Origin of the sequence: Pseudomonas sp. 8209 (genome assembly GCF_028682105.1) — a bacterium.
GTDB lineage: Bacteria > Pseudomonadota > Gammaproteobacteria > Pseudomonadales > Pseudomonadaceae > Aquipseudomonas > Aquipseudomonas palmensis.
The window spans coordinates 445,100-465,467 of record NZ_JANIAH010000006.1; the positions used below are offsets into that span (position 1 = coordinate 445,100).

Below are 20,368 nucleotides of genomic sequence, written 5' to 3' on the forward strand. Positions count from 1 at the left end.
ACTAAACCGGTGAACCACGACTCAGAGTAACTGAATGGCTGGTGAAGCCCTTCGATGCTCCTATGTTGTGTTAAGTGTTGGCAGATATCTGGACCCCGCCCTAGCGGTCCGGAACTTGAACCCCGAACTTCCCCCTCCCCATACGAAGTCCGGGGTTTTTTTTGCCCGGCATTTGCCGGGCAGCCCTTATTCTGCGGGCTTGTCCGGCAGTTGCAGCCAGCGAGCCAGTACCGTGTAGGCCTCTTCCAGCCCCTGGCGCTTGGGCGCCGAGAACAGCTGGATGGTCACGCTGTCGCCCCAACCCTTGCGGATTTCGGCCTGTACCTTGAGCAGCGTGCCCTTGGCCGCGCCGAAGGTCAGCTTGTCGGCCTTGGTCAGCAGGATGTGCATCGGCATGCCGCTGGCCACGGCCCAGTCGAGCATCATCTTGTCGAAGTCGGTCATGGGATGGCGCACGTCCATCATCAGGATCAGGCCCTTGAGGCTCTCCCGGCTGCCCAGGTAGGCCTCCAGGTGGCGCTGCCAGTGCTGCTTGAGCGGGATCGGCACCTTTGCATAACCGTAGCCCGGCAGGTCGACCAGACGCCGATCGTCGTCCAGACTGAAGAAATTCAACAGCTGGGTACGCCCCGGGGTTTTCGAGGTGCGCGCCAGGCTCGCGTGGGTCAGGGTGTTGAGGGCGCTGGACTTGCCGGCGTTGGAGCGGCCGGCAAAGGCCACTTCGAAACCTTCGTCGTCCGGGCACTGGTCGACTTTGGCGGCACTGAGGGCGAATTTGGCCTGCTGGCAGAGTCCGAGGATGGGGTTTTTGACTTGCATGGTATTTCCGATTGGGCGTTGCTCGAGGGGGTCTCGGCAAGCGGTGTCGTTTCCGTTTCAGGCACGGGAGTATATAATGCCCCAGTTTTTGTGTGCGCATTATCCCAGCGTAGGAGGATGTGCACGGGAGCTGCTTGACCAAGCTTGCGCAGTAGACGCAGTGCAGCCCCAACCCTGAAAGGGTCGTATTCGGCGCTCAGGCTACACAGGATCCCTACAGCGTGGAAGTCACGCCTGACATAAGGGACCGCAGAGGCTGTCGAAGCAGCTCCCCAGGGTTTCAAGGCTATGCCGCCGCGTGGTTTGTGCATGGACTGCAGTAACGAGGACGATCAGGCCACCCTGACCGGGTGAGTCAACAAGACAGGTTGCCTCGATACATAACTCTTTCACCCTTAGCCGTAGTTGGATTAGCTGATGAACAAACTATTCGTGAGTCTGCTGTTGACCTTAGGCATCACCGGGGCTGCCAACGCTGCCGGCAATATCGTTGGGGATGCTGCTGCCGGTCAGGCAAAAACCGCTGTATGTGGCGCGTGTCACAACCCCGACGGCAACAGCATGGCGCCGAATTTCCCGAAACTGGCCGGCCAGGGCGAGAAATACCTGGAGAAGCAACTGCACGACATCAAGTCGGGCAAACGTACCGTGCTGGAAATGACCGGCATGCTGGCCGCGTTCAACGATCAGGACCTGGCCGATATCGCGGCCTATTTCGCCAGCCAGAAAGGCAGCGTGGGCGCCGCCGACCCGGCGCTGGTCGAGCGTGGTCGCGCACTGTTCAACGGCGGTGATCTGGAAAAAGGCCTGCCGGCCTGCACCGGTTGCCACTCGCCCAACGGCGCAGGCATTGCCGCCGCCGGCTTCCCGCACCTGGGTGGTCAGCACGCAAGCTACGTGGCCAAGCAGCTGACGGACTTCCGTGAAGGCAACCGCACCAACGATGGCGATGCCACCACCATGCGCACCATCGCCAGCAAGCTGAGCAACAAGGACATCGACGCGTTGTCCAGCTACATCCAGGGCCTGCACTGAGCCCCGGTTTAACGCTGGGTTAATACAGCGGCGCAAAAATGAAAAGGGTGGCCCGGGCCACCCTTTTTTGTGCCCGCTGCCGTTACACTAACGAACTCGGGCCTGCCCCGGCCTGTCTGAACCCAGGTCGCGACGAGGCGACACATCACTGCTCAGGAGTAACGCATGCGTAATCTGATTCTCGGCGCCGCGCTGGTCGCCGCCAGCGCCTTCGGTATGACGGTCCAGGCCGCAGACCCTGTGATCGCCGGCAAGGAATATGTCGAGCTGAGCAACCCGGTACCGGTGTCCCAGCCTGGCAAGATCGAAGTGGTCGAGCTGTTCTGGTATGGCTGCCCGCATTGCTACAGCTTTGAACCGACGATCAACCCGTGGGTCGAAAAGCTGCCTGACGACGTGAACTTCAAGCGTATCCCCGCCATGTTCGGCGGCCCATGGGACGCCCACGGGCAGATGTTCCTGACCCTGGAAGCCATGGGCGTGGAGCACAAGGTGCATGCGGCCGTGTTCGATGCCATCCAGAACCAGCGCAAGCACCTGACCAAGCCTGAAGAGATGGCCGACTTCCTGGCCACCCAGGGTGTGGACAAGGACAAGTTCCTGGCCACCTTCAACTCGTTCGCCATCAAGGGACAGGTCAACCAGGCCAAGGAACTTGCCAAGCAGTACAACATCAAGGGCGTTCCGAGCATGGTCGTCAACGGCAAGTACACCTTCGACCTGGGCACCGCAGGTGGCCCGAACGGCGTACTGAACGTTGCTGACCAACTGATTGCCAAGGAACGCGCCGCCAAATAAGAGGCGAAACTATGCGCCGCTGGAAATCCGAGCGCCTCGTCGGCCTGCACGAACCGCAGGTCAACGAGCACCATATCGATGCAAGTGGTCTACCGTCCGACGGTCGCTTGCGTCTGCTCAGCTTCAACATCCAGGTAGGCATCAGCACCGAGCGTTACCGGCACTACCTGACCCGCAGCTGGCAGCACCTGCTGCCGCACATGGGGCGTGCCGGCAACCTGCAGAAGATCGGCAACCTGCTGGGCGACTTCGACCTGGTGGCCCTGCAGGAAGCCGACGGCGGCAGCCTGCGCTCGGGCTACGTCAACCAGGTGGAACACCTGGCGCAACTGGGTGCTTTCCCCTACTGGTACCAGCAGCTCAACCGCAACCTCGGGCGCCTGGGCCAGCACAGCAACGGCGTGCTCAGCCGCCTCAAGCCGCAACTGCTCGAAGACCACCCGCTGCCCGGCCCGGCCGGCCGCGGTGCGATCCTGGTGCGGTTCGGTGAAGGCGAGGATGCGCTGGTGGTGGTGATGATGCACCTGGCGCTTGGCGCGCGAACCCGTGCGTTGCAGCTGGGCTACATCCGCGAGCTGATCGGCGGCTATCGTCACCAGGTGCTGATGGGCGACATGAACACCCATGCCACCGACCTGTTGCAGCACTCCCCGCTGCGCGACCTGGGCCTGATTGCGCCGCAGGTCGAAGCGACCTTCCCCAGCTGGCGACCACAGCGTTGCCTTGATCATATTCTGCTCAGCCCGAGCCTCACCCTGGAACGGGTCGAGGTGCTGTCCCAGCCGATTTCCGACCATCTCCCCGTGGCGGTCGAGATTCGTTTGCCTGATGCCCTGACTGTCGATACCCTTCCGGCCTTGCGTTAGTCCCCTTATCTGCGGACCTTGGCATGACCGACGAAGCTCAACGCTGGAAAGAAAAATACCTCAAGAGCATCGAGCAGCAGGAAAAGCTCGAACGCCGGTGGGACGCCCGTCTCGACCTGCTGCGCCGCGGCCTGGTGCGCAGCACCCTGGCGGCCGAAGGCAGCGACCGCGCGGTAGACCAGTGCATGAAGGAAATGCGCGAGGTCATCCGTACCGACAACATGGACGCCGCCCTGGCCGGGTTGATCCCGCGTCTGGAAAAGGCCGTGCTCGATTCCGAGCAGCGCCGTGAAACCCGGATCGCCCAGGTAGGCACCGCGCTCAACGCGCTGGTGGCCCAGTTGCAGAAGCTGCCGTTGCCCAGCGAGGTCAGCCGACCGCTGAAGAAATTTGCCAAGCAGCTGGATGCGCGGGCCAGCCAGTCACGCGAGATGCCGTTGCTGCTGAGCGAGCTCAGTGGCTTGCAGGGCAAGGCGCTGGCGGTGCTGGAGCACCCTGAAGAGGCGAGCAAGCCGGGGTTTCTGCAGCGCTTGTTTGGCGGGCGTGAAGAAGAGACGCAGGTCGCTCAACCCGAAACGCAGGCCCTGGAGCCGGTGGCGCAAGCAGCGGTCGAACCTGTGCATGAGCAGCCTGCGCCGGCTGCGGCGGATGTGGATGAACTGCAGCCGTTGCCCGAGCCCCAAGCCTTGGTCGACACAGAGGACGCCGAGGCTGCTGCGCAGCCCATCGCCGGCAATGCCGGCTCCTACACTGTAGGCGCCAGCCTTGCTGGCGAAGAGGCCCCAGCGCTCACACCACCACCCACGCCTGCCCCGGTGCTGACCGAGCACGCGGACGCTGTCGAAGTCGATGGGGCACCCGAACCCACCCCCGAAGAACTCCTCTACGCCCTCCCCGACGGCACCGAGCCTTCCTATAGCTCCGTCGCCACCCATATCGAGCAGACCCTGCTCGGTTTGCTCGACGACCTGACCCTGCCCGAACGCCACAAGCCCCAGGCCCTGGCGGTGCGTCAGCGCCTGGAGCACGGGCTGAACTGGTACGAGCTGCTGCCGGTGCTGGATGACCTGGCGGTACTGATGCTGGCCATCACCGACAGCGGCCAGCATGAATTCGAAGCCTACCTGCAACAGCTCAACGAGCGCCTCGAGACGTTCCAGAGCCACCTGCAGGAGGCCAGCGAAGGGCATGCCGACAACAGCTCCGTCGCCCGCGACCTCAATACCCAGCTGCGCGAACAGGTCGACGGCCTGCAAAGCAGCGTGCAGGGCGCTGCCGACCTCGACAGTCTCAAGCACATCCTCGAGAACCGCCTCGAGGGCCTGCTCGGCACCATGGACGAGCACCAGCATCAGCGTGACCTGCGCGAGCAGGAACTGGCCAGCCGCCTGCAAGGCCTGGCCGAGCGGGTCGCGAGCATGGAGCAGGAAGCCCTGGGCTACCGCGAGCACCTTGAAGAACAGCGCCAGAAGGCCCTGATCGACCCGCTCACCGGCTTGCCCAACCGCGCCGCCTGGGCCGAGCGCCTGGAGCAGGAAATGCTCGCCTGGCAGGAAAACGGCGGCCACCTGCTGATGGCCATGCTCGACCTCGACCACTTCAAGCGCATCAACGACAGCTACGGCCACCAGGCCGGCGACAAGGTGCTCAAGATCGTTGCCAACGAGCTGCGCAAGCGTCTGCGCAGCCGCGATTTCATCGCCCGCTTCGGCGGCGAGGAGTTCGTCCTGCTGGTGCCGCAGACCGCGCTGGGTGGCGGCATCGAGCTGGCCGAGACGCTGCGCGGCGCCATCGAAGCCTGCCCGTTCCACTTCAAGGGCGAACGGGTGACCATCACCCTGTCCATCGGCATCACCGCGTTCCGCTCCGGCGAGCGCAGCGACGCAGTGCTCAAGCGCGCCGACGAGGCGCTGTACCGCGCCAAGCACCTGGGTCGCAACCGCGTCGAACAGGGGTGAACGGGTTTGCGCAGGATACGTTATGCTATTGCATTACCGACTGCCCAGGCCCTGCCCCATTTCCATGAAAGCCTTCCTTACCGCGCTTGTGATGCTGACATTGGCCGGTTGCGCCACCGGCCTGAAGATCGACCGTAGCCACCCCTCGGTCAACCAGGACAACCGCATCCAGTTCGTGGTGCTGCATTACACCAATGCCAACCTCGAGCGCTCGCTGGCCCTGCTGACCCACGGTGAGGTCAGCAGCCATTACCTGATCGGCGACAACCCGGCGACCATCTATCAGCTGGTGGATGAAAGTCGTCGCGCCTGGCATGCCGGCGACAGCCAGTGGGAGGGCCGGACCTGGCTCAACTCCACTTCCATCGGCATCGAGATCGTCAACCCGGGCTTCACCGACACCCCCACCGGGCGCGTGTGGCACCCCTACAGCGAGGCGCAGATCCAGGCGCTGATCGTACTGCTCAAGGATATCGTGCAGCGCAACGGCATCCAGCCGCGACACATCATCGGCCACAGCGACATCGCGCCCCTGCGCAAGCTCGACCCGGGCCCGATGTTCCCCTGGAAACGCCTGGCCGACGCCGGCCTTGGCGTCTGGCCCAACGCTCAGGCGGTGGCGCAGCAGCGCGCGCGCTTTGACGTCAACCCGCCAAGCATCACCTGGTACCAGCAGCAACTGGCGCGCTTTGGCTACGCCATCGAGCAGACCGGCGAGCTGGACGTGAGTACCCGGCATGTACTGGCAGCGTTCCAGATGCGCTTTCGGCCACAGCTGTTCGACGGCCAGCCGGATGCCCAGACTGCCGCGATTCTGCAGGTGCTGAACAGCCAGCGCTGAGCGGTACCGCCCAACGGGCAGGCTGATTCGTCCGGCAGTTGCTATACCTCATGGTATTCAACGGGATGATTCTTGATGTCGCCTGCCCTTGCCACGTTGCGTCGCCTCCTCTATCGACCCTGGCTGCTGGCCACGCTTGCGGCCACGGCGAGCGCAACCCTGTTGCTGCTGGCCAGCCTCGGAGTGGCCATGCACCAGGTGCAGCAGCGCGAAAGCGCGCAGATGAACGCCAAGGGCGAGCGCTTTCTCGAACGCCTGGAGCAGATCTTCGGCCAACTGCGCGAAAGCGTCGACGCCCTTCAGGCACAGCCCCTGCGCGGGTGCAGCAGTGCGATGCAGGCAGCCTTGCAGCAGGTGACCTTCGACAACCGCTTCGTGTTCGAGGCCACTTACCTCGACGGCACGCAGTCGTGCTCCAACCGGCTGGGCAGCAGCAACTTCGACCCGCTGCGGGCACCGGACATCCAGGGCCCCACCTACAGCTACTGGCTCAATACCACCACCGAACCCGACGACAACCGCGCCGCACTGGTGCTGGGGCGTGGGCACTTTCGCGTGTCGACGTCGCGCGGGCACCTGACCGACGTGGTCGACCTGCCGCCCGGTGGCAGCCTGCTGGTGGTGCTCGACCACGGCGCGCGTGCCGTGCCGGTCCTGGGCCCGGAGCAGCCTTGGCCGCCCGGCGACCAGTGGCCGCCACCGCCCAAGGTGGACCTGATGGAACTGCCTGATCGCCTGGTATACCGCATGCCCACCAAATCGCCTGACTACCAGCTGGTGCTGATCACCCCGCGCGAAAGCCTGTCGCTGAAGATGAACGGCGTGCTCTGGCTGCTGTTCCCCGGCAGCCTGCTGCTGGCCTGGTGCATCGGCTGGCTGGTCCTGCAGCTGGTGCGCCAGAGCCGTTCGATGAGCTCGGAGCTGCAGGGCGCGCTGCGCCGTGGCGAAATGCAGGTGCTGTATCAGCCGATCTTCGAGCTGGCCAGCCGGCGCTGCGTGGGGGCCGAGGCCCTGGTGCGCTGGCGTCGCCCCGACGGTACGCTGACCAGCCCCGACCTGTTCATCCCGCTGGCGGAGAACACCGGGCAGATCCGCCAGATCACCGACTTCGTGCTGCAGCGTGTGCTCGAACAGCTGGGCCAGCTGCTGCGCGCCAACCGCCAGTTGTATATCTCGGTGAACCTGGCGGCGTGCGATGTGATGGTGCCGCGCATCGGCCGGGTGGCGGCGCGCCTGCTGGCCTTGCACCATGTTTCGGCCAGCCAGATCGCCTTCGAGGTCACCGAGCGCGGGCTGATCGACGTGGTGGTGGCGCGGGACAACCTGCAGGCCTTGCGGGCGGTGGGGCACCAGGTGCTGATCGACGACTTCGGTACCGGCTATTGCAGCCTGGCCTACCTGCAGACCTTGCCGGTGGACTGCCTGAAGATCGACAAGGCGTTCATCGATGCCCTGGGGCACGACGCGGCCAGCAGCGGCGTGGCCCCGCACATCATCCGCATGGCCCACGCCCTGCAGTTGCGGGTGATCGCCGAGGGTATCGAGTACGAGGACCAGGCGTTGCTGCTCAACAGCGAGGGGGTCAACTATGGCCAGGGCTGGTTGTTCGCGCACCCGCTCAGTGCGCGCCAGTTCGTCGAGCTGGTGACCCGGGGGCGGCGGCTGGGGCCGCGGCGGATCGATGACGAGGCGTAGCGCCCCTTCGCCAGCAAGGCTGGCGCCTGCAGGCGAAGGCGGTTACACCGGCAGCGCCATGTAGAACTGCGTGCCCTGCCCTGGCCGTGAGTACACGCCCATGCGCCCGCCATGCAACTGCACGATCTCCTTGCACAGTGCCAGGCCCAGCCCGGCACCGCCTTTCTTGCGCCCAACCTGCACGAAGGGCTCGAAAATCCGCCCCTGCTGGCCATAGGCAATGCCTTCGCCATTGTCCTCGATACTGATGATCACCCGTTCGGCATGCCGCCGGGCATTGAGGCGGATACTGCCCGCCACCGGCGTATGGCGGATGGCATTGTCCAGCAGGTTGTCCAGCACCCGGTCCAGTTGCGCCGGGTCGGCCTGGATGCGCGGCAGTGGCGCGGCAAGTTCCACGCGCAACTCGATCTGCTTGTCGGCCAGCGCCGTTGCGAAGCGCTCGCGGGCTCGCGACAGCAACTCGTCGATCGCGCAGGGTTGCAGTTCGAGCTTCTGCAAGCCGCTCTGGTAGCGCGAAAAGTTGAGCAGGTCGTTGATCAGCTGGGTCAGCCGCTGCATCTCCTCGCCAATGGTGTCGAACAGGTCCGCCTCGCGGCTCTCGGCTGGAAACGTCAGGCGCTCGCGCAACAGGCCGAAGGCCATGTGCATGCCGGTCACCGGGGTGCGCAACTCGTGGGAGGCGCGCAGCACGAACTCGCTGCGCACCCGTTCGAAGGCGCGCTGCTCGGTGACGTCGTGCAGCACCATCACCGCGCCCAGGATCTGCCCCTGTGGATGGCACACCGGGGTCAGGCTGTAGGCCAGCAGGCGGGTTTCTTCATCTATTTCCAGGCTCAGGTCGTCCGGCACGCGGTCCAGGCTGCCGCCACGCAATATCAGGCGCAGCTGGTCGTCCAGCTCCGGGCGTTGCAGCGCCTTGCCCAGGCCCTGGCCCAGGCGGCTGGCGTCCCAGCCCAGCTGGCGCTGGGCCACCGGGTTGAGGTGTTCCAGATGGCCTTCGCGGTCGATGATCAGCAGGCCGTCGTCGATGCTGTCGAGCACCGCCTGCAGGCGCTGCTGGCCGGCCAGCAGTTCGTCGACATTGGTGGCCTGATGCTTGCGCAGTGCCTCGGCCATCAGCCCGAAACGGCGGGTGAGCTGGTTGATCTCCACGGCCGGGGTTACCGGCAGGGTGACCTCGAAGTTGCCCTGGCCGATCTGGTCGGCGGCCTTGGCCAGCGCCTCGATCGGCTGGCCGAAGCGGCGTGCGATGCCGTGGGCAGTGATGAAACCCAGCACCAGCACGGCAAGCCCGAGCAGGCCCAGCATGCTGGAGACCAGCAGGGCACGTTCGCGGGCCTTCTGTTCACTGTGGTTGATATGCGCCAGGGCCTGCTTGTGCGAGTCGATCAGGTCGGTGCGCAACTGGTTGAAGGCTTCGCCCAGGGGTTGGTCCGGGCCCAGGTTGCGGCTGGGCTCGGGGCTGTCGCGAAAGGCCTTGAGGAAGGCCTGGTAATCACGGTTGGCGGTACTGAAACCCGCAAACCCCTCGGCCTGGCGCTCATGGCTCAGGCCCTCGTCGAGCAGTTGCTGAAACTTGTCCTGCAGCGGTTGCAGCGCCTGCACCTCGCTGTCCGGGTCCAGCAGCAGGGACAGCTGTTCACCCAGGTTCTGACGCAGCTTCAGGCCCAGGTCGAGGATGTAGGAGTTGTCGCTGATCAGCTTCTGCTGCGAGCTGGCCATCTGCTGCACGCTGACCAGGCCCAGAATCAGGCCCAGCAGGGCCACGGTGATCAGCGCCGAGATGCTGAGAAAAAGCCGCGTGCGCAGCTTCATCGCCAGCTTCACAGGTTGTACTGCTTGCGCTTGCGGTACAGCGTCGAGGCATCGATGCCCAGTGTCTTGGCGGCCTGGTCAAGGGTGTCGCTGGTGGCCAGCACTGCACCGATGTGCGCGCGCTCCAGCTCGTCGAGGCTCAATGCCGCCCCCACCCGCGGCGCGTTGCTGGTGGGTTGTTCGGCCATGCCCAGGTGGCTGACCTCGACCCGCTCCTGCGGGCAGATGATGCTCGCCCGTTCGATCACGTTGCGCAGCTCGCGAATGTTGCCCGGCCAGCGGTAGTTGAGCAGCGCGGCGCGGGCCTCGTCGCTGAAACCGCGGGCGGGGCGCGCGTATTCCTTGACGAAGCGGGCCAGGAAGCGGTCGGCCAGGGTCAGGATGTCTTCGCTGCGTTCGCGCAGCGGCGGCAGGTGCAGGGTAATCACGTTCAGACGGTACAGCAGGTCTTCGCGAAAACGCCCGTCGCGCACCATGTCCTCCAGGTTGAGGTTGGTGGCTGCCAGAATCCGCACGTCGGCACGGCGCGTGACCGGGTCGCCGACCCGCTCGTACTCCTTGTCCTGGATGAAGCGCAGCAGCTTGGGTTGCAGGGTCAGCGGGAAGTCGCCGATCTCGTCGAGAAACAGGGTGCCGCCGTCGGCCTGGTTGACCCGGCCCAGGGTGCTTTCACTGGCCCCGGTAAATGCCCCGCGACTATGGCCGAACAGCTCGCTTTCCATCAGTTCGGCCGTCAGCGAAGGGCAGTTGATGGTCACGCAGGCCTTGCGCGAGCGTTTGCTCCAGCCATGAATGGCACGTGCCAGCTCGCCTTTACCGGTACCGGACTCGCCAAGGATCAGAATGTTGGCGTCGGTGTTGGCCACCTGGCGCGCGGTTTCGAGTACCACCATCATGGCCGGGCTGTGGGAATCCAGGCCGTCCTTGGGTTTGCGCACTTCCCCTTCCAGGGCCTCCAGACGCGCCGAGAGCTGGCGCACCTCCAGTTGTTTGGCAGTGGCCAGGCGCAGCTGGTCGGGGCTGCACGGTTTGACCAGGTAATCGGCGGCGCCGGCCTGGATTGCATCGACAGCGGTGTCGACCGCCGAATGCGCGGTCACTATGACCACGCGCATCCACGGCGCCTGGATACGCATCTGCGCCAGTACGTCCAGGCCGTTGTCCTCGCCCAGGCGCAGGTCCAGAAAGCACAGGTCGAACACCTGGCGCTGCAACAGGGTTTCGGCCTGGGCGGCGCTGTTGGCCGTGGCCACGCTGTAGCCTTCATCTTCCAGGCAATAGCGGAAGGTACGCAGGATTGCGGACTCGTCGTCTACCAGCAGAATGCGGCCCTGATGTTCCGTGGCAGATTCCATTTTCCTACGCTCCTTTAAGAATGTTCTTGGTTAGTCTCGGAAAAATCGGGCAAGTTGCATGGTCGATTCTGATTGATTCCGCGCCCTGCATGCTAGCTCCCTGCTGCGAATATGACTAACTCATTGAAAATAATGAGTTTGTTTATTTTTTGAGCACTGGCACAACGATTGCGATGATGTTCCTTCTGACCAACAGGAGGCTTCATCATGCGTGCAATACGCCCGTTGGCAGTTCTGACTGCCGCACTTCTGCTCACCCCGCTGGGTGTCACCAGCGCCTCGGCGGCCGAACCCGGCCTGCAGCAGGCCCGTCAGGAAGGCGCCTTGCAGACCGCCCTGGCGCTCAACCGACTGCTCAACCCGTTCAAGATCGAAGTGGCCATCCAGGGTCAGACCGCCCGCCTGCAGGGCGAGGTGGAGAACGAGGTGGAGCGCGAGCTGGCGTCGCAGGTGGCACTGGCCACCGCCGGCATCGAGCAGGTCGACAACCAGTTGCAGGTCAACCCCGAGCTGGTGGATGAAACCCTGCAACGGCGCGCCTATGCCCAGCGCCTGGAGGACGCCACCCTGGGGGCGGTTATCCGCGCCCGCCTGCTGTGGAGCAGCCAGACCCAGGGCCTGCCCATCGAAGTCGACAGCCGGGCCGGGGTGGTCACCCTGCGTGGCCGGGTGACCAGCGCAGAGGCCAAGCAGATGGCCGGCAGCGTGGCGGCCTCTACCGATGGCGTGTACCTGGTCAACAACCTGATCAGCCTGGGCGTGAGCGACCCGGCCCAGGCCCGCGAGCAGGCCGCTGCGGCAGCGGCCGAGGTGCAGAGCGACGCGTGGATCAACGACAAGGTGCAGACCAGCTTCTTATATAGCCGCAACCTGGACGGGCCCAACATCAAGGTGGCGACCCAGGAGGGCGTGGTGCGCCTGTCCGGGGAAGTCATGAGCAACGAGCAGAAGACCATCGCCCAGGAGATTGCCCGCCAGATCCGCGGCGTGCGCGGGGTGGACGCCGACATGCTCAAGGTGGCGATCAAGGTGGAGGGCTGATCGTGCAAATCGCACGAGGCCCTGGGGGGCATCGTGCAGGATGCGTCCTGCAGCTGCCCTCGGTACATACCTAAGTTATTGATTTATAAGCATTTTATTTGATTTCAAAAGCTGGCATGCAGGCTGCAATGACTCTATCAGTCAATAACAACGATGCAGCAGAGGAGCCCGGCATGAACCTGTTAACCGCCGCCCTAGTGCAGATTTCCCCGCTTCACGTACGCCAGTTGCTGTTTCTCTGCCTGGCGGCGCTTCTGACCCTGGTTGCAGGGCAGATGTACAGCATCTGGCAGTCCAAGCAGATCGCCAACCAGATGTCCGTACAGGCTTATCACGTGGCCCATGTGCAGGCCACGCGCGCTTCGATGCTGGAAGCCAGGACCGCGCCACGTACCCACTCGGTCGATGCGGCCACCGTGGAAACCGTCGTGCCGCAGGAACGCTGGGTGTTCTGACCGAGCAATGCCCCACATCTGACACAACCGCTTTCAAAAACGGTAAGGAGAAACACCATGTTAAGTTGGGCCATCACCTTCCTGATCATCGCCATTGTCGCTGCCGTACTGGGCTTCGGTGGTATCGCCGGCGCCGCTACCGGTATCGCGAAGATTCTCTTCATTGTCTTCCTGGTACTGTTCGTCGCTTCCTTCTTCTTCGGTCGTCGCGGTAGAGGTTGACTATGAAAGGGACGCTCTACAGAGCCCTGGCAGGCGCCCTGATGGTGGGGGCCTGTACAGCGGCGATGGCGGCCAATGACGGCCAGGTCCGGACCAGCCAACTGCTTGGTTCGGACCCCGAGTACCGGGAAACCTGGCAGAAAGTGGTCAAAAAGCAGGAGCGGCTGCCCGATTGGGTCATCAACCTCAGTGGTGCTTCCACCGAGCAGATGACGGCGATCGAGGAAGACGGCGACAAGTATCTGGTCGGCCCCTTGTGTGAGACCGAGCAGAGCTGCGACAGCAGCCGTCTTATCGTGGCCTTCAGCTGGGACAAGGATGAGGCATACGCGCTGTGGGTCCAGGTACCCGCCGGCCTGCCTGCCGACAAGTCACCCAGCCGTCACACCGACAAGCGTTGGTTGGGCGAGCCGGATGACGGCATGAAACAGATGCTCGAAGAGCAACTGAAGAAAGACCCGAACTATTACTGAGTGTCGCCGGACGCATCAGTATCACCATGGAAGCTGAACCTTTTGCCTGTTCCAGTTTCTATGCTGCGCCCGCTCGAGGAGAGCGGACGCATGACCAGGGGGCCGGGCTGCTCTGATTGCTACAGGATCGGAGGGGCCTAGGGGTACAGGGAGTACCTCCTTCATGGGCCGGGTCAGGGTGGTAAACGGCAACACGGTCGTGGACCGGGGTCGCATGCTGCCAGGGCAGCCCCCGGTCAGACTTGTGCACCCGGCGCAAGCCTGATGCATTTCCCCGCTTGAAAGTGACAGATCGGCCAGACGGCTGACCACCCATCAAAAAAATTCCTGACTTCTTTGACCTGCCAAATGACGTTTTTCACGCATTCGGATTGTCGAACAACGCTGTTTTGCCGGTTTGTGGATACCGCTGTATCGGCCTAATCATGGCGCTTTGGCCTTATTCGGGATTCCGAACGGGTAGGTTTTCTGCCGCTGGGACGTCCGTTTCATGCCAAAAAGATCATGCCGATTCGGCATAGGGTAGTCATTTACGGCATTAGACTCAGTGCGCCTGCATCGGAATAGTTGCGCCTTTTTCGCTGGTCCGAGCGCCCCTTGCGCTCACTTGCGGTGACCTTCTACGGCGCATTGCCTGCACCATGAAAACTCCTGGGAATCGCTTTCAGCGGCTCTAGAATGCAGGTTTCAAGGCAGTGACCGTGTCCACTTGAACAAAGGGTAACGACATGAAGAAGGCAAAACTAAGCCTCGCCTGGCAAATCCTCATCGGTCTGGTATTGGGGATCGCCATCGGGGCGTTGCTGAACCATTTCAGTGCAGAAAAGGCATGGTGGATCAGTAACGTCCTGCAACCGGCAGGTGACATCTTCATTCGCCTGATCAAGATGATCGTCATCCCGATCGTGATTTCGTCGCTGGTCGTGGGTATCGCCGGGGTTGGCGATGCGAAGAAACTTGGCAGTATCGGCCTCAAGACCATCATCTATTTCGAGGTGGTGACCACCATCGCGATCGTGGTCGGCCTGGTGTTGGCCAACCTGTTCCACCCGGGCGCCGGCATCGACATGAGCACCCTGGGCACCGTGGATATCTCCAAGTACCAGGCCACCGCCGCCGAGGTGCAGCATGAGCATGCGTTCATCGAGACCATCCTCAACCTGATCCCGTCGAACATCTTTGCAGCGCTGATGCGTGGCGAGATGCTGCCGATCATCTTCTTCTCGGTGCTGTTCGGCCTGGGCCTGTCGAGCCTGCAGGCAGACATCCGCGACCCGCTGGTGAAAACCTTCCAGGGCGTGTCGGAAGCCATGTTCAAGGTCACCCACATGATCATGAACTACGCCCCGATCGGCGTGTTCGCCCTGATTGCGGTGACCGTGGCCAACTTCGGTTTCGCCTCGCTGCTGCCGCTGGCCAAGCTGGTGCTGCTGGTGTACTTCGCCATCGCCTTCTTCGCCTTCATGGTGCTGGGCCTGATCGCCCGCCTGTTCGGTTTCTCGATCCTGAAGCTGATGCGCATCTTCAAGGACGAGCTGATCCTGGCGTATTCCACCGCCAGCTCCGAGACCGTGCTGCCGCGCGTGATCCAGAAGATGGAAGCCTACGGCTCGCCCAAGGCCATCTGCAGCTTCGTGGTGCCGACCGGCTACTCGTTCAACCTGGACGGTTCGACCCTGTACCAGAGCATCGCGGCGATCTTCATCGCGCAGCTGTACGGCATCGACCTGTCGATCAGCCAGCAACTGCTGCTGGTGCTGACCCTGATGGTCACCTCCAAAGGCATTGCCGGTGTGCCGGGCGTATCGTTCGTGGTGCTGCTGGCGACCCTGGGCAGCGTGGGCATCCCGCTCGAAGGCCTGGCGTTCATCGCCGGTGTCGACCGCATCATGGACATGGCGCGTACCGCCCTGAACGTGATCGGCAACGCCCTGGCGGTACTGGTCATCTCGCGCTGGGAAGGCATGTATGACGATGCCAAGGGCCAGGCGTACTGGAACTCGCTGCCGCACTGGCGCAGCAAGACCCCGGCGCCGGCTGGCGAGACCGCTCAGCACTAAGCTGCTGACGGCCTGAAACACAAGAGCCCCGACCCGTCGGGGCTTTTTGTTGCCTGCCAGAAGCTTCGCCGGCAAGGCCGGCTGCTACAGACGATGCCGAACCTGTAGGAGCCGGCCTTGCCGGCGAATGGGCCGCCGCCGTTTATGGCGTCTGCCTACCCACCCCGCTATCATGCGCTCCAACTTGCAAGGGAAACTACCAATGCTCAACGGCCTCTGGCTCGGCTTTTTCGTGGTGGCCGCCCTCTCCGCACTGGTGCAGTGGCTGGTGGGTGGCAACGCGGGCATCTTCGCCGCCATGGTCGAGAGTATCTTCGCCATGGCCAAGCTTTCGGTCGAAGTCATGGTGCTGCTGTTCGGTACCCTGACCCTGTGGCTGGGCTTTCTGAAGATCGCCGAAAAGGCCGGTATCGTCGACTGGCTGGCCAAGGTACTCGGCCCGCTGTTCCGTCGCCTGATGCCCGAGGTACCGCCCGGCCACCCGGCGCTGGGCCTGATCACCCTGAACTTCGCCGCCAACGGCCTGGGCCTGGACAACGCCGCCACGCCTATCGGCCTCAAGGCCATGCGCGCCCTGCAGGAGCTCAACCCCAGCTCCACCACGGCAAGCAACGCGCAGATCCTGTTCCTGGTGCTCAATGCCTCGTCACTGACCCTGCTGCCGGTGACCATCTTCATGTACCGCGCCCAGCAAGGCGCTATGGACCCGACCCTGGTGTTCCTGCCGATCCTGCTGGCCACCAGCGCCTCGACCCTGGTGGGCCTGCTGTCGGTGGCGGTGATGCAGCGCCTGCGCCTGTGGGACCCGGTGGTGCTCGCCTACATGGTGCCCGGCGCGCTGCTGCTGGGCGGCTTCATGGCGCTGCTGGCGGGCCTGTCGGCCACCGCGCTGGCCACCCTGTCGTCGATCCTGGGCAACCTCACGCTGTTCGGCCTGATCATGCTGTTTCTGCTGATCGGCGCATTCAAGCGGGTGCCGGTGTACGAAACCTTCGTCGAAGGTGCCAAGGAAGGGTTCGACGTGGCCAAGAGCCTGCTGCCCTACCTGGTGGCGATGCTGTGCGCGGTCGGCGTGCTGCGCGCCTCGGGAGCGCTGGAGTTTGGCCTGGACGGCATTCGTCATGTCATCGAATGGCTGGGCTGGGACACGCGTTTCGTCGATGCCCTGCCCACCGCGCTGGTCAAGCCGTTCTCCGGCAGCGCGGCGCGGGCCATGCTGATCGAGACCATGCAGACCCACGGGGTGGACAGCTTCCCGGCACTGGTGGCCGCGACCATCCAGGGCAGCACCGAAACCACCTTCTACGTACTGGCGGTGTATTTCGGCGCCGTGGGTATCCAGCGCGCACGCCACGCCGTGGGCTGCGCGCTGCTGGCCGAGCTGGCCGGGGTGCTGGCGGCCATCGCGGTGTGCTACTGGTTCTTCGCCTGAGCCACGGTCCAGTCCACCAGTTGCGCCATCAGCCGGTCGGTGGCCTGGCCGAAGCCGCCGACCACCGCCGGTACCTGGGTCTGCGCCACCGGCTGGCGCACCTCGAAGCTGTGGCTGGCCAGCACGCGCTGGGTACGCCCCTGCACCAGTCGCGCATCCAGGCGCACCACTACTGCCAGCCCGGCATCGCTGTACTCGCTCTGGAACGCCTGCAGTTCGCCGACGATCTCGTAGTCGGCCTGCAGGTTGGCGTCGTCGGCACTTACCCGCTGTACCCGGCCGTCGCGCTGGAAGGCGTCGAGCATGCGGTTGCGCAGCAGTGCCGGCACCGGGTCGGCCCAGCGTGCGCCCTTGTAGCTGCTGATCAGGTCGCCTGCCGGCACCACGGCAATGCGCGGTGTACCGAGGATCTCGCTGGCCAGCGGCTTGTTGATACGCAGGGTCCAGGCCACGGGTGCGGCGTTGCTGCGCACCGGTTGCGCCGCCGGCAGGCGGTACACGTCGGCCGGCTCCGCCTTGGGCAGGATCGAGCAGGCGCTGCTCAGGCTCAGCAGCGCGGCCAGGGCGAGGGTGCGGCAGGGGCGGCTCATGGGGTGAACTCCTTGTTTTTGTCGCGGCCCAGCAGGTACCCGCTGGGGTTGGCCTCCAGGCGCTGGGAGATGCCCTTCAAGGCAGTCAGGGTATCGCGCAGTTCGCGAATCGCCGGGGCCAGTTCGTTGAAGCCCTGGGCGCCGCTGGTGATCGCCTCGCGGTTGTCGGTGAGCAACGCGTCGATGGTGGCGGTGCTGCGCGCCAGTGACTGCATGGCCTGGTCGGCGCTGTTGACGATCTGCTTGCCGTCGCTGCCGAGCAGGCTGTTGGCGTTGCGCATCAGCTGGCTGGTCTGCTCCAGCGCCGCGCCGGCCTGCTTGCCCACCTGGGCCATCTGCTGGATGGCCAGGCGGATGTCGTCGCGCTGCCCGGCAATCGCGCCGGTGGTCTGCTCCAGGTTGGCCAGGGTGGCGCCCAGGCGGGTGGCATTCTCTTCGGAGAACAGCCGGTTGGCGTTGTGCAGCAGCAGGTTGATGTTGGTCACCAGGTCGCTGCTGTTGTTGAGCAGGCGCGCAATCGGCGATGGCGAGGCGACGATCACCGGCAGCCGGCCGCCCTTGCCTTCCAGCGGCGGGCTCTGCGGGGTGCCGCCGCTGAGCTGGATCAGCGAGGTGCCGGTGACGCCGGTCAGGGTCAGCTTGGCCTGGGTGTCCTGCTTGATCGGGGTCTCGGCGCTCAGGCGGATCTGCGCCAGCACCCGGCGGGGGTCGTTGGGGTCCAGGCGCAGGCTGATCACATCGCCCACCTTGATCCCGCTGTACTGCACCGCACTGCCCTTGGACAGCCCGGTGACGGCCTCGTTGAACACCACCTCGTAGTCCTTGAAGGTGCTGTCGACGCTCGACTTGGCCAGCCACAGGCCGAACAGCATGGCGCCGGCCACCACCAGCACGGTGACCAGCCCGATCAACACATGGTGCGCGCGGGTTTCCATTTCAGTTCTCCTTGAGCGCTGTGGCGGCCTGGTAGGCCGCACGGCCGCGCGGGCCATGAAAATAGTCGTGAATCCACGCGTCGTCGGTTTCCGAGACCTGGTCGATGGGGCCGGCCACCAGCACCTTCTTCTGCGCCAGCACGGCCACGCGGTCGGTGATGGTGTAGAGGGTGTCCAGGTCGTGGGTAATCAGGAACACGCTCAGGCCCAGTGCATCGCGCAGGGTCAGGATCAACTGGTCGAAGGCGGCCGCGCCGATCGGGTCGAGCCCGGCGGTGGGCTCGTCGAGAAACAGGATGTCCGGGTCCAGCGCCAGGGCGCGGGCCAGGGCGGCGCGCTTGATCATGCCGCCCGACAGCGACGCGGGGTATTTGTCGGCCGCCGACAGCGGCAGCCCGGCCAGGGCCAGCTTGACCCCGGCCAGATGCTCGGCGTCGGCGCGGCTCAGGCCGGCATGTTCGATCAGCGGCAGTGCGACGTTCTCGGTGACGGTCAACGACGAGAACAGCGCGCCCTTCTGGTACAGCACGCCGAAGCGACGCTCCACCTGCGAGCGCTGCTGGTCGCTGGCCTGGCTGAGGTCCTGGTCGAAGATCCTCACCGTGCCCTCGTTGGGCCGGCGCAGGCCGACGATGCTGCGCAGCAGCACCGACTTGCCACTGCCCGAGCCGCCGACCACGGCGAGGATCTCGCCGCGGTACAGGTCCAGGTCGAGCTGTTCGTGCACGCTCTGGGTGCCGAAGCGGTTGCACAGGCCCCGCACCTCGATGACCTTCTCGCGGCTTGCCTCACTCACCAGCTCATCTCCATGAAGAACAGCGCGAACACCGCATCCAGCACGATCACCACGAAGATCGACTGGACCACCGCCGAGGTGGTGTGGGCGCCGACCGATTCGGCGCTGCCGGTCACCTTGAAACCTTCCAGGCAACCGATGGCCGCGATCAGGAAGGCGAAGAACGGCGCCTTGGCCAGGCCCACCAGGAAGTGCTGCACGCCGATGTCGCTTTCCAGCAGCGACAGGAACATCGCCGGCGAGATGTCCAGCGACACCGCGCACACCACGGCGCCGCCGATGATGCCGCACAGCATCGCGACGAAGGTCAGCAATGGCAGCGCGATCAGCAGCGACAGCACCCGCGGCACCACCAGCAGCTCGACCGGGTCCAGGCCCAGGGTGCGGATCGCATCGATTTCCTCGTTGGCCTTCATCGAGCCGATCTGCGCGGTGAAGGCGCTGGCGGTGCGTCCTGCCATCAGGATGGCGGTAAGCAGCACGCCGAATTCACGCAGGAACGAGAACGCCACCAGGTCGACGGTGAAGATGCTCGCGCCGAAACTGGCCAGCACCGTGGCGCCCAGAAAGGCCACCACCGCACCCACCAGAAAGGTCAGCAGCGCGACGATGGGCGCCGCGTCCAGGCCGGTCTGTTCGATGTGCGCGACCACGGCGGTCATACGCCAGCGCCTGGGTTGCAGCAGGCGCCGGGCCAGGGTGGCGATGATCAGGCCGATGAAGCCGAGCAGTTGCCGGGTGTCTTGCCACAGCACGTCGACTGCCCGGCCGATGCGGCACAGCAGTTGGGTCAGCACGGACGTTTCCGGCTGGCGCTCTGGCAGGCAGTAGTCCTGTAGCGAGCAGTACACGGTGTGCAGCAAGGCGCGGTCGGCGGCCGACAGCGGGCTGGCGTGGTCATCGGCCAGTTGCCCCAGGCGCTCGGCACCCAGCAGTTCGACCAGCAGCGAGGCGCCGGCGGTGTCCAGCTTGCCCAGCTGGGCGAGGTCGACCTGGGCGCTGGCATCGTACTGGCCGTGCAGGGCCTCGGTGCTGCGCTTGAGCGGCGTGTAGTTGGCCAGGGTCCAGTCGCCGGCGATGCGCAGGCAGGCCGGGCTGCGCGTGGTATCGAGGGTGGCGCTGGCGGGGGTGACGGTGGTGGTCATAGGCTCCAGACAGTCCGGCAGGCGCTCCAGTGCG

At 64.6% G+C, this 20,368-nt stretch carries 19 protein-coding genes and 1 pseudogene; 13 read left to right on the forward strand and 7 right to left on the reverse strand.

Annotation, left to right across the window (positions count from 1 at the left end):
• Positions 1 to 186 precede the first annotated feature (186 nt).
• Positions 187 to 819 (reverse strand): ribosome biogenesis GTP-binding protein YihA/YsxC, encoded by a 633-nt coding sequence (gene yihA / locus NP552_RS16120; protein WP_054916024.1) that lies wholly within the window; start codon positions 817 to 819, stop codon positions 187 to 189.
• A 267-nt stretch (positions 820 to 1,086) separates the two neighbouring features.
• Here yihA and NP552_RS26080 point away from each other — a divergent pair.
• From NP552_RS26080 to NP552_RS16150, 7 genes and pseudogenes are all read left to right on the forward strand, one after another.
• Positions 1,087 to 1,173, forward strand: a pseudogene (locus NP552_RS26080) (cytochrome C); the annotation flags it as partial.
• A gap of 63 nt (positions 1,174 to 1,236) precedes the next feature.
• A complete protein-coding gene (locus NP552_RS16125; RefSeq protein ID WP_043862299.1) occupies positions 1,237 to 1,854 on the forward strand; it encodes a c-type cytochrome in 618 nt (205 codons plus the stop codon).
• 165 nt (positions 1,855 to 2,019) lie between these two features.
• Positions 2,020 to 2,652 (forward strand): thiol:disulfide interchange protein DsbA, encoded by a 633-nt coding sequence (gene dsbA, locus NP552_RS16130; RefSeq protein ID WP_043862300.1) that lies wholly within the window; start codon positions 2,020 to 2,022, stop codon positions 2,650 to 2,652.
• 11 nt (positions 2,653 to 2,663) lie between these two features.
• Positions 2,664 to 3,518 carry an endonuclease/exonuclease/phosphatase family protein gene (locus tag NP552_RS16135; protein ID WP_043862301.1) on the forward strand — a complete coding sequence of 285 codons (855 nt, stop codon included), beginning with the start codon at positions 2,664 to 2,666 and terminating at the stop codon, positions 3,516 to 3,518.
• A 23-nt stretch (positions 3,519 to 3,541) separates the two neighbouring features.
• Positions 3,542 to 5,476: a GGDEF domain-containing protein gene (locus NP552_RS16140; protein WP_104571735.1), complete on the forward strand. Its 1,935-nt coding sequence runs from the start codon at positions 3,542 to 3,544 to the stop codon at positions 5,474 to 5,476.
• Between the two features lie 64 nt (positions 5,477 to 5,540).
• The gene (locus tag NP552_RS16145; protein ID WP_043862303.1) at positions 5,541 to 6,317 is read left to right on the forward strand and encodes an N-acetylmuramoyl-L-alanine amidase; all 777 of its coding nucleotides are present in this window, start codon (positions 5,541 to 5,543) and stop codon (positions 6,315 to 6,317) included.
• Between the two features lie 75 nt (positions 6,318 to 6,392).
• Positions 6,393 to 8,012: an EAL domain-containing protein gene (locus tag NP552_RS16150; protein ID WP_274096908.1), complete on the forward strand. Its 1,620-nt coding sequence runs from the start codon at positions 6,393 to 6,395 to the stop codon at positions 8,010 to 8,012.
• A 42-nt stretch (positions 8,013 to 8,054) separates the two neighbouring features.
• On the opposite strand, the gene NP552_RS16155 is transcribed toward NP552_RS16150, so the two are convergent.
• A complete protein-coding gene (locus NP552_RS16155) occupies positions 8,055 to 9,830 on the reverse strand; it encodes a KinB sensor domain-containing domain (RefSeq protein WP_173925029.1) in 1,776 nt (591 codons plus the stop codon).
• Between the two features lie 8 nt (positions 9,831 to 9,838).
• Positions 9,839 to 11,185: a sigma-54-dependent response regulator transcription factor AlgB gene (algB, locus tag NP552_RS16160; protein WP_043862306.1), complete on the reverse strand. Its 1,347-nt coding sequence runs from the start codon at positions 11,183 to 11,185 to the stop codon at positions 9,839 to 9,841.
• Between the two features lie 207 nt (positions 11,186 to 11,392).
• Between algB and NP552_RS16165 the strand changes: the two genes are divergently transcribed.
• From NP552_RS16165 to NP552_RS16190, 6 genes are all read left to right on the forward strand, one after another.
• Entirely contained in the window at positions 11,393 to 12,226 is an 834-nt protein-coding gene (locus tag NP552_RS16165; RefSeq protein ID WP_196933197.1) for a BON domain-containing protein, read from the forward strand.
• Between the two features lie 173 nt (positions 12,227 to 12,399).
• Positions 12,400 to 12,681: a hypothetical protein gene (locus NP552_RS16170; protein ID WP_043862308.1), complete on the forward strand. Its 282-nt coding sequence runs from the start codon at positions 12,400 to 12,402 to the stop codon at positions 12,679 to 12,681.
• 57 nt (positions 12,682 to 12,738) lie between these two features.
• Positions 12,739 to 12,903, forward strand: coding sequence for a DUF1328 domain-containing protein (locus tag NP552_RS16175; RefSeq protein WP_009401691.1), 165 nt, complete (start codon positions 12,739 to 12,741; stop codon positions 12,901 to 12,903).
• Positions 12,904 to 12,905: 2 nt separating this feature from the next.
• On the forward strand, positions 12,906 to 13,376 hold the full coding sequence (locus NP552_RS16180; RefSeq protein ID WP_054916021.1) for an inhibitor of vertebrate lysozyme family protein: 471 nt from the start codon (positions 12,906 to 12,908) through the stop codon (positions 13,374 to 13,376).
• A 728-nt stretch (positions 13,377 to 14,104) separates the two neighbouring features.
• Entirely contained in the window at positions 14,105 to 15,436 is a 1,332-nt protein-coding gene (gene gltP / locus NP552_RS16185; RefSeq protein WP_054916020.1) for a glutamate/aspartate:proton symporter GltP, read from the forward strand.
• 202 nt (positions 15,437 to 15,638) lie between these two features.
• Complete coding sequence (locus tag NP552_RS16190) at positions 15,639 to 16,868, forward strand: nucleoside recognition domain-containing protein (protein WP_043862311.1); 1,230 nt, start codon at positions 15,639 to 15,641, stop codon at positions 16,866 to 16,868.
• Here the strand turns inward: NP552_RS16190 and NP552_RS16195 are convergent.
• Genes NP552_RS16195 through NP552_RS16210 form a run of 4 tightly spaced genes read right to left on the reverse strand, consistent with a single transcriptional unit; the run spans position 16,850 to position 20,343 of the window.
• On the reverse strand, positions 16,850 to 17,458 hold the full coding sequence (locus NP552_RS16195; protein WP_078481270.1) for an ABC-type transport auxiliary lipoprotein family protein: 609 nt from the start codon (positions 17,456 to 17,458) through the stop codon (positions 16,850 to 16,852). The two genes, NP552_RS16190 and NP552_RS16195, sit on opposite strands and share 19 nt — an antisense overlap.
• The gene (locus NP552_RS16200) at positions 17,455 to 18,393 is read right to left on the reverse strand and encodes an MlaD family protein (RefSeq protein WP_043862313.1); all 939 of its coding nucleotides are present in this window, start codon (positions 18,391 to 18,393) and stop codon (positions 17,455 to 17,457) included. The genes NP552_RS16195 and NP552_RS16200 overlap by 4 nt, the downstream gene beginning before the upstream one ends.
• Position 18,394: 1 nt before the next feature.
• The gene (locus tag NP552_RS16205; protein ID WP_078481269.1) at positions 18,395 to 19,189 is read right to left on the reverse strand and encodes an ABC transporter ATP-binding protein; all 795 of its coding nucleotides are present in this window, start codon (positions 19,187 to 19,189) and stop codon (positions 18,395 to 18,397) included.
• Positions 19,186 to 20,343: an ABC transporter permease gene (locus NP552_RS16210; RefSeq protein ID WP_173925070.1), complete on the reverse strand. Its 1,158-nt coding sequence runs from the start codon at positions 20,341 to 20,343 to the stop codon at positions 19,186 to 19,188. Before NP552_RS16210 ends, NP552_RS16205 begins: the two co-directional genes overlap by 4 nt.
• Positions 20,344 to 20,368: the final 25 nt, after the last annotated feature.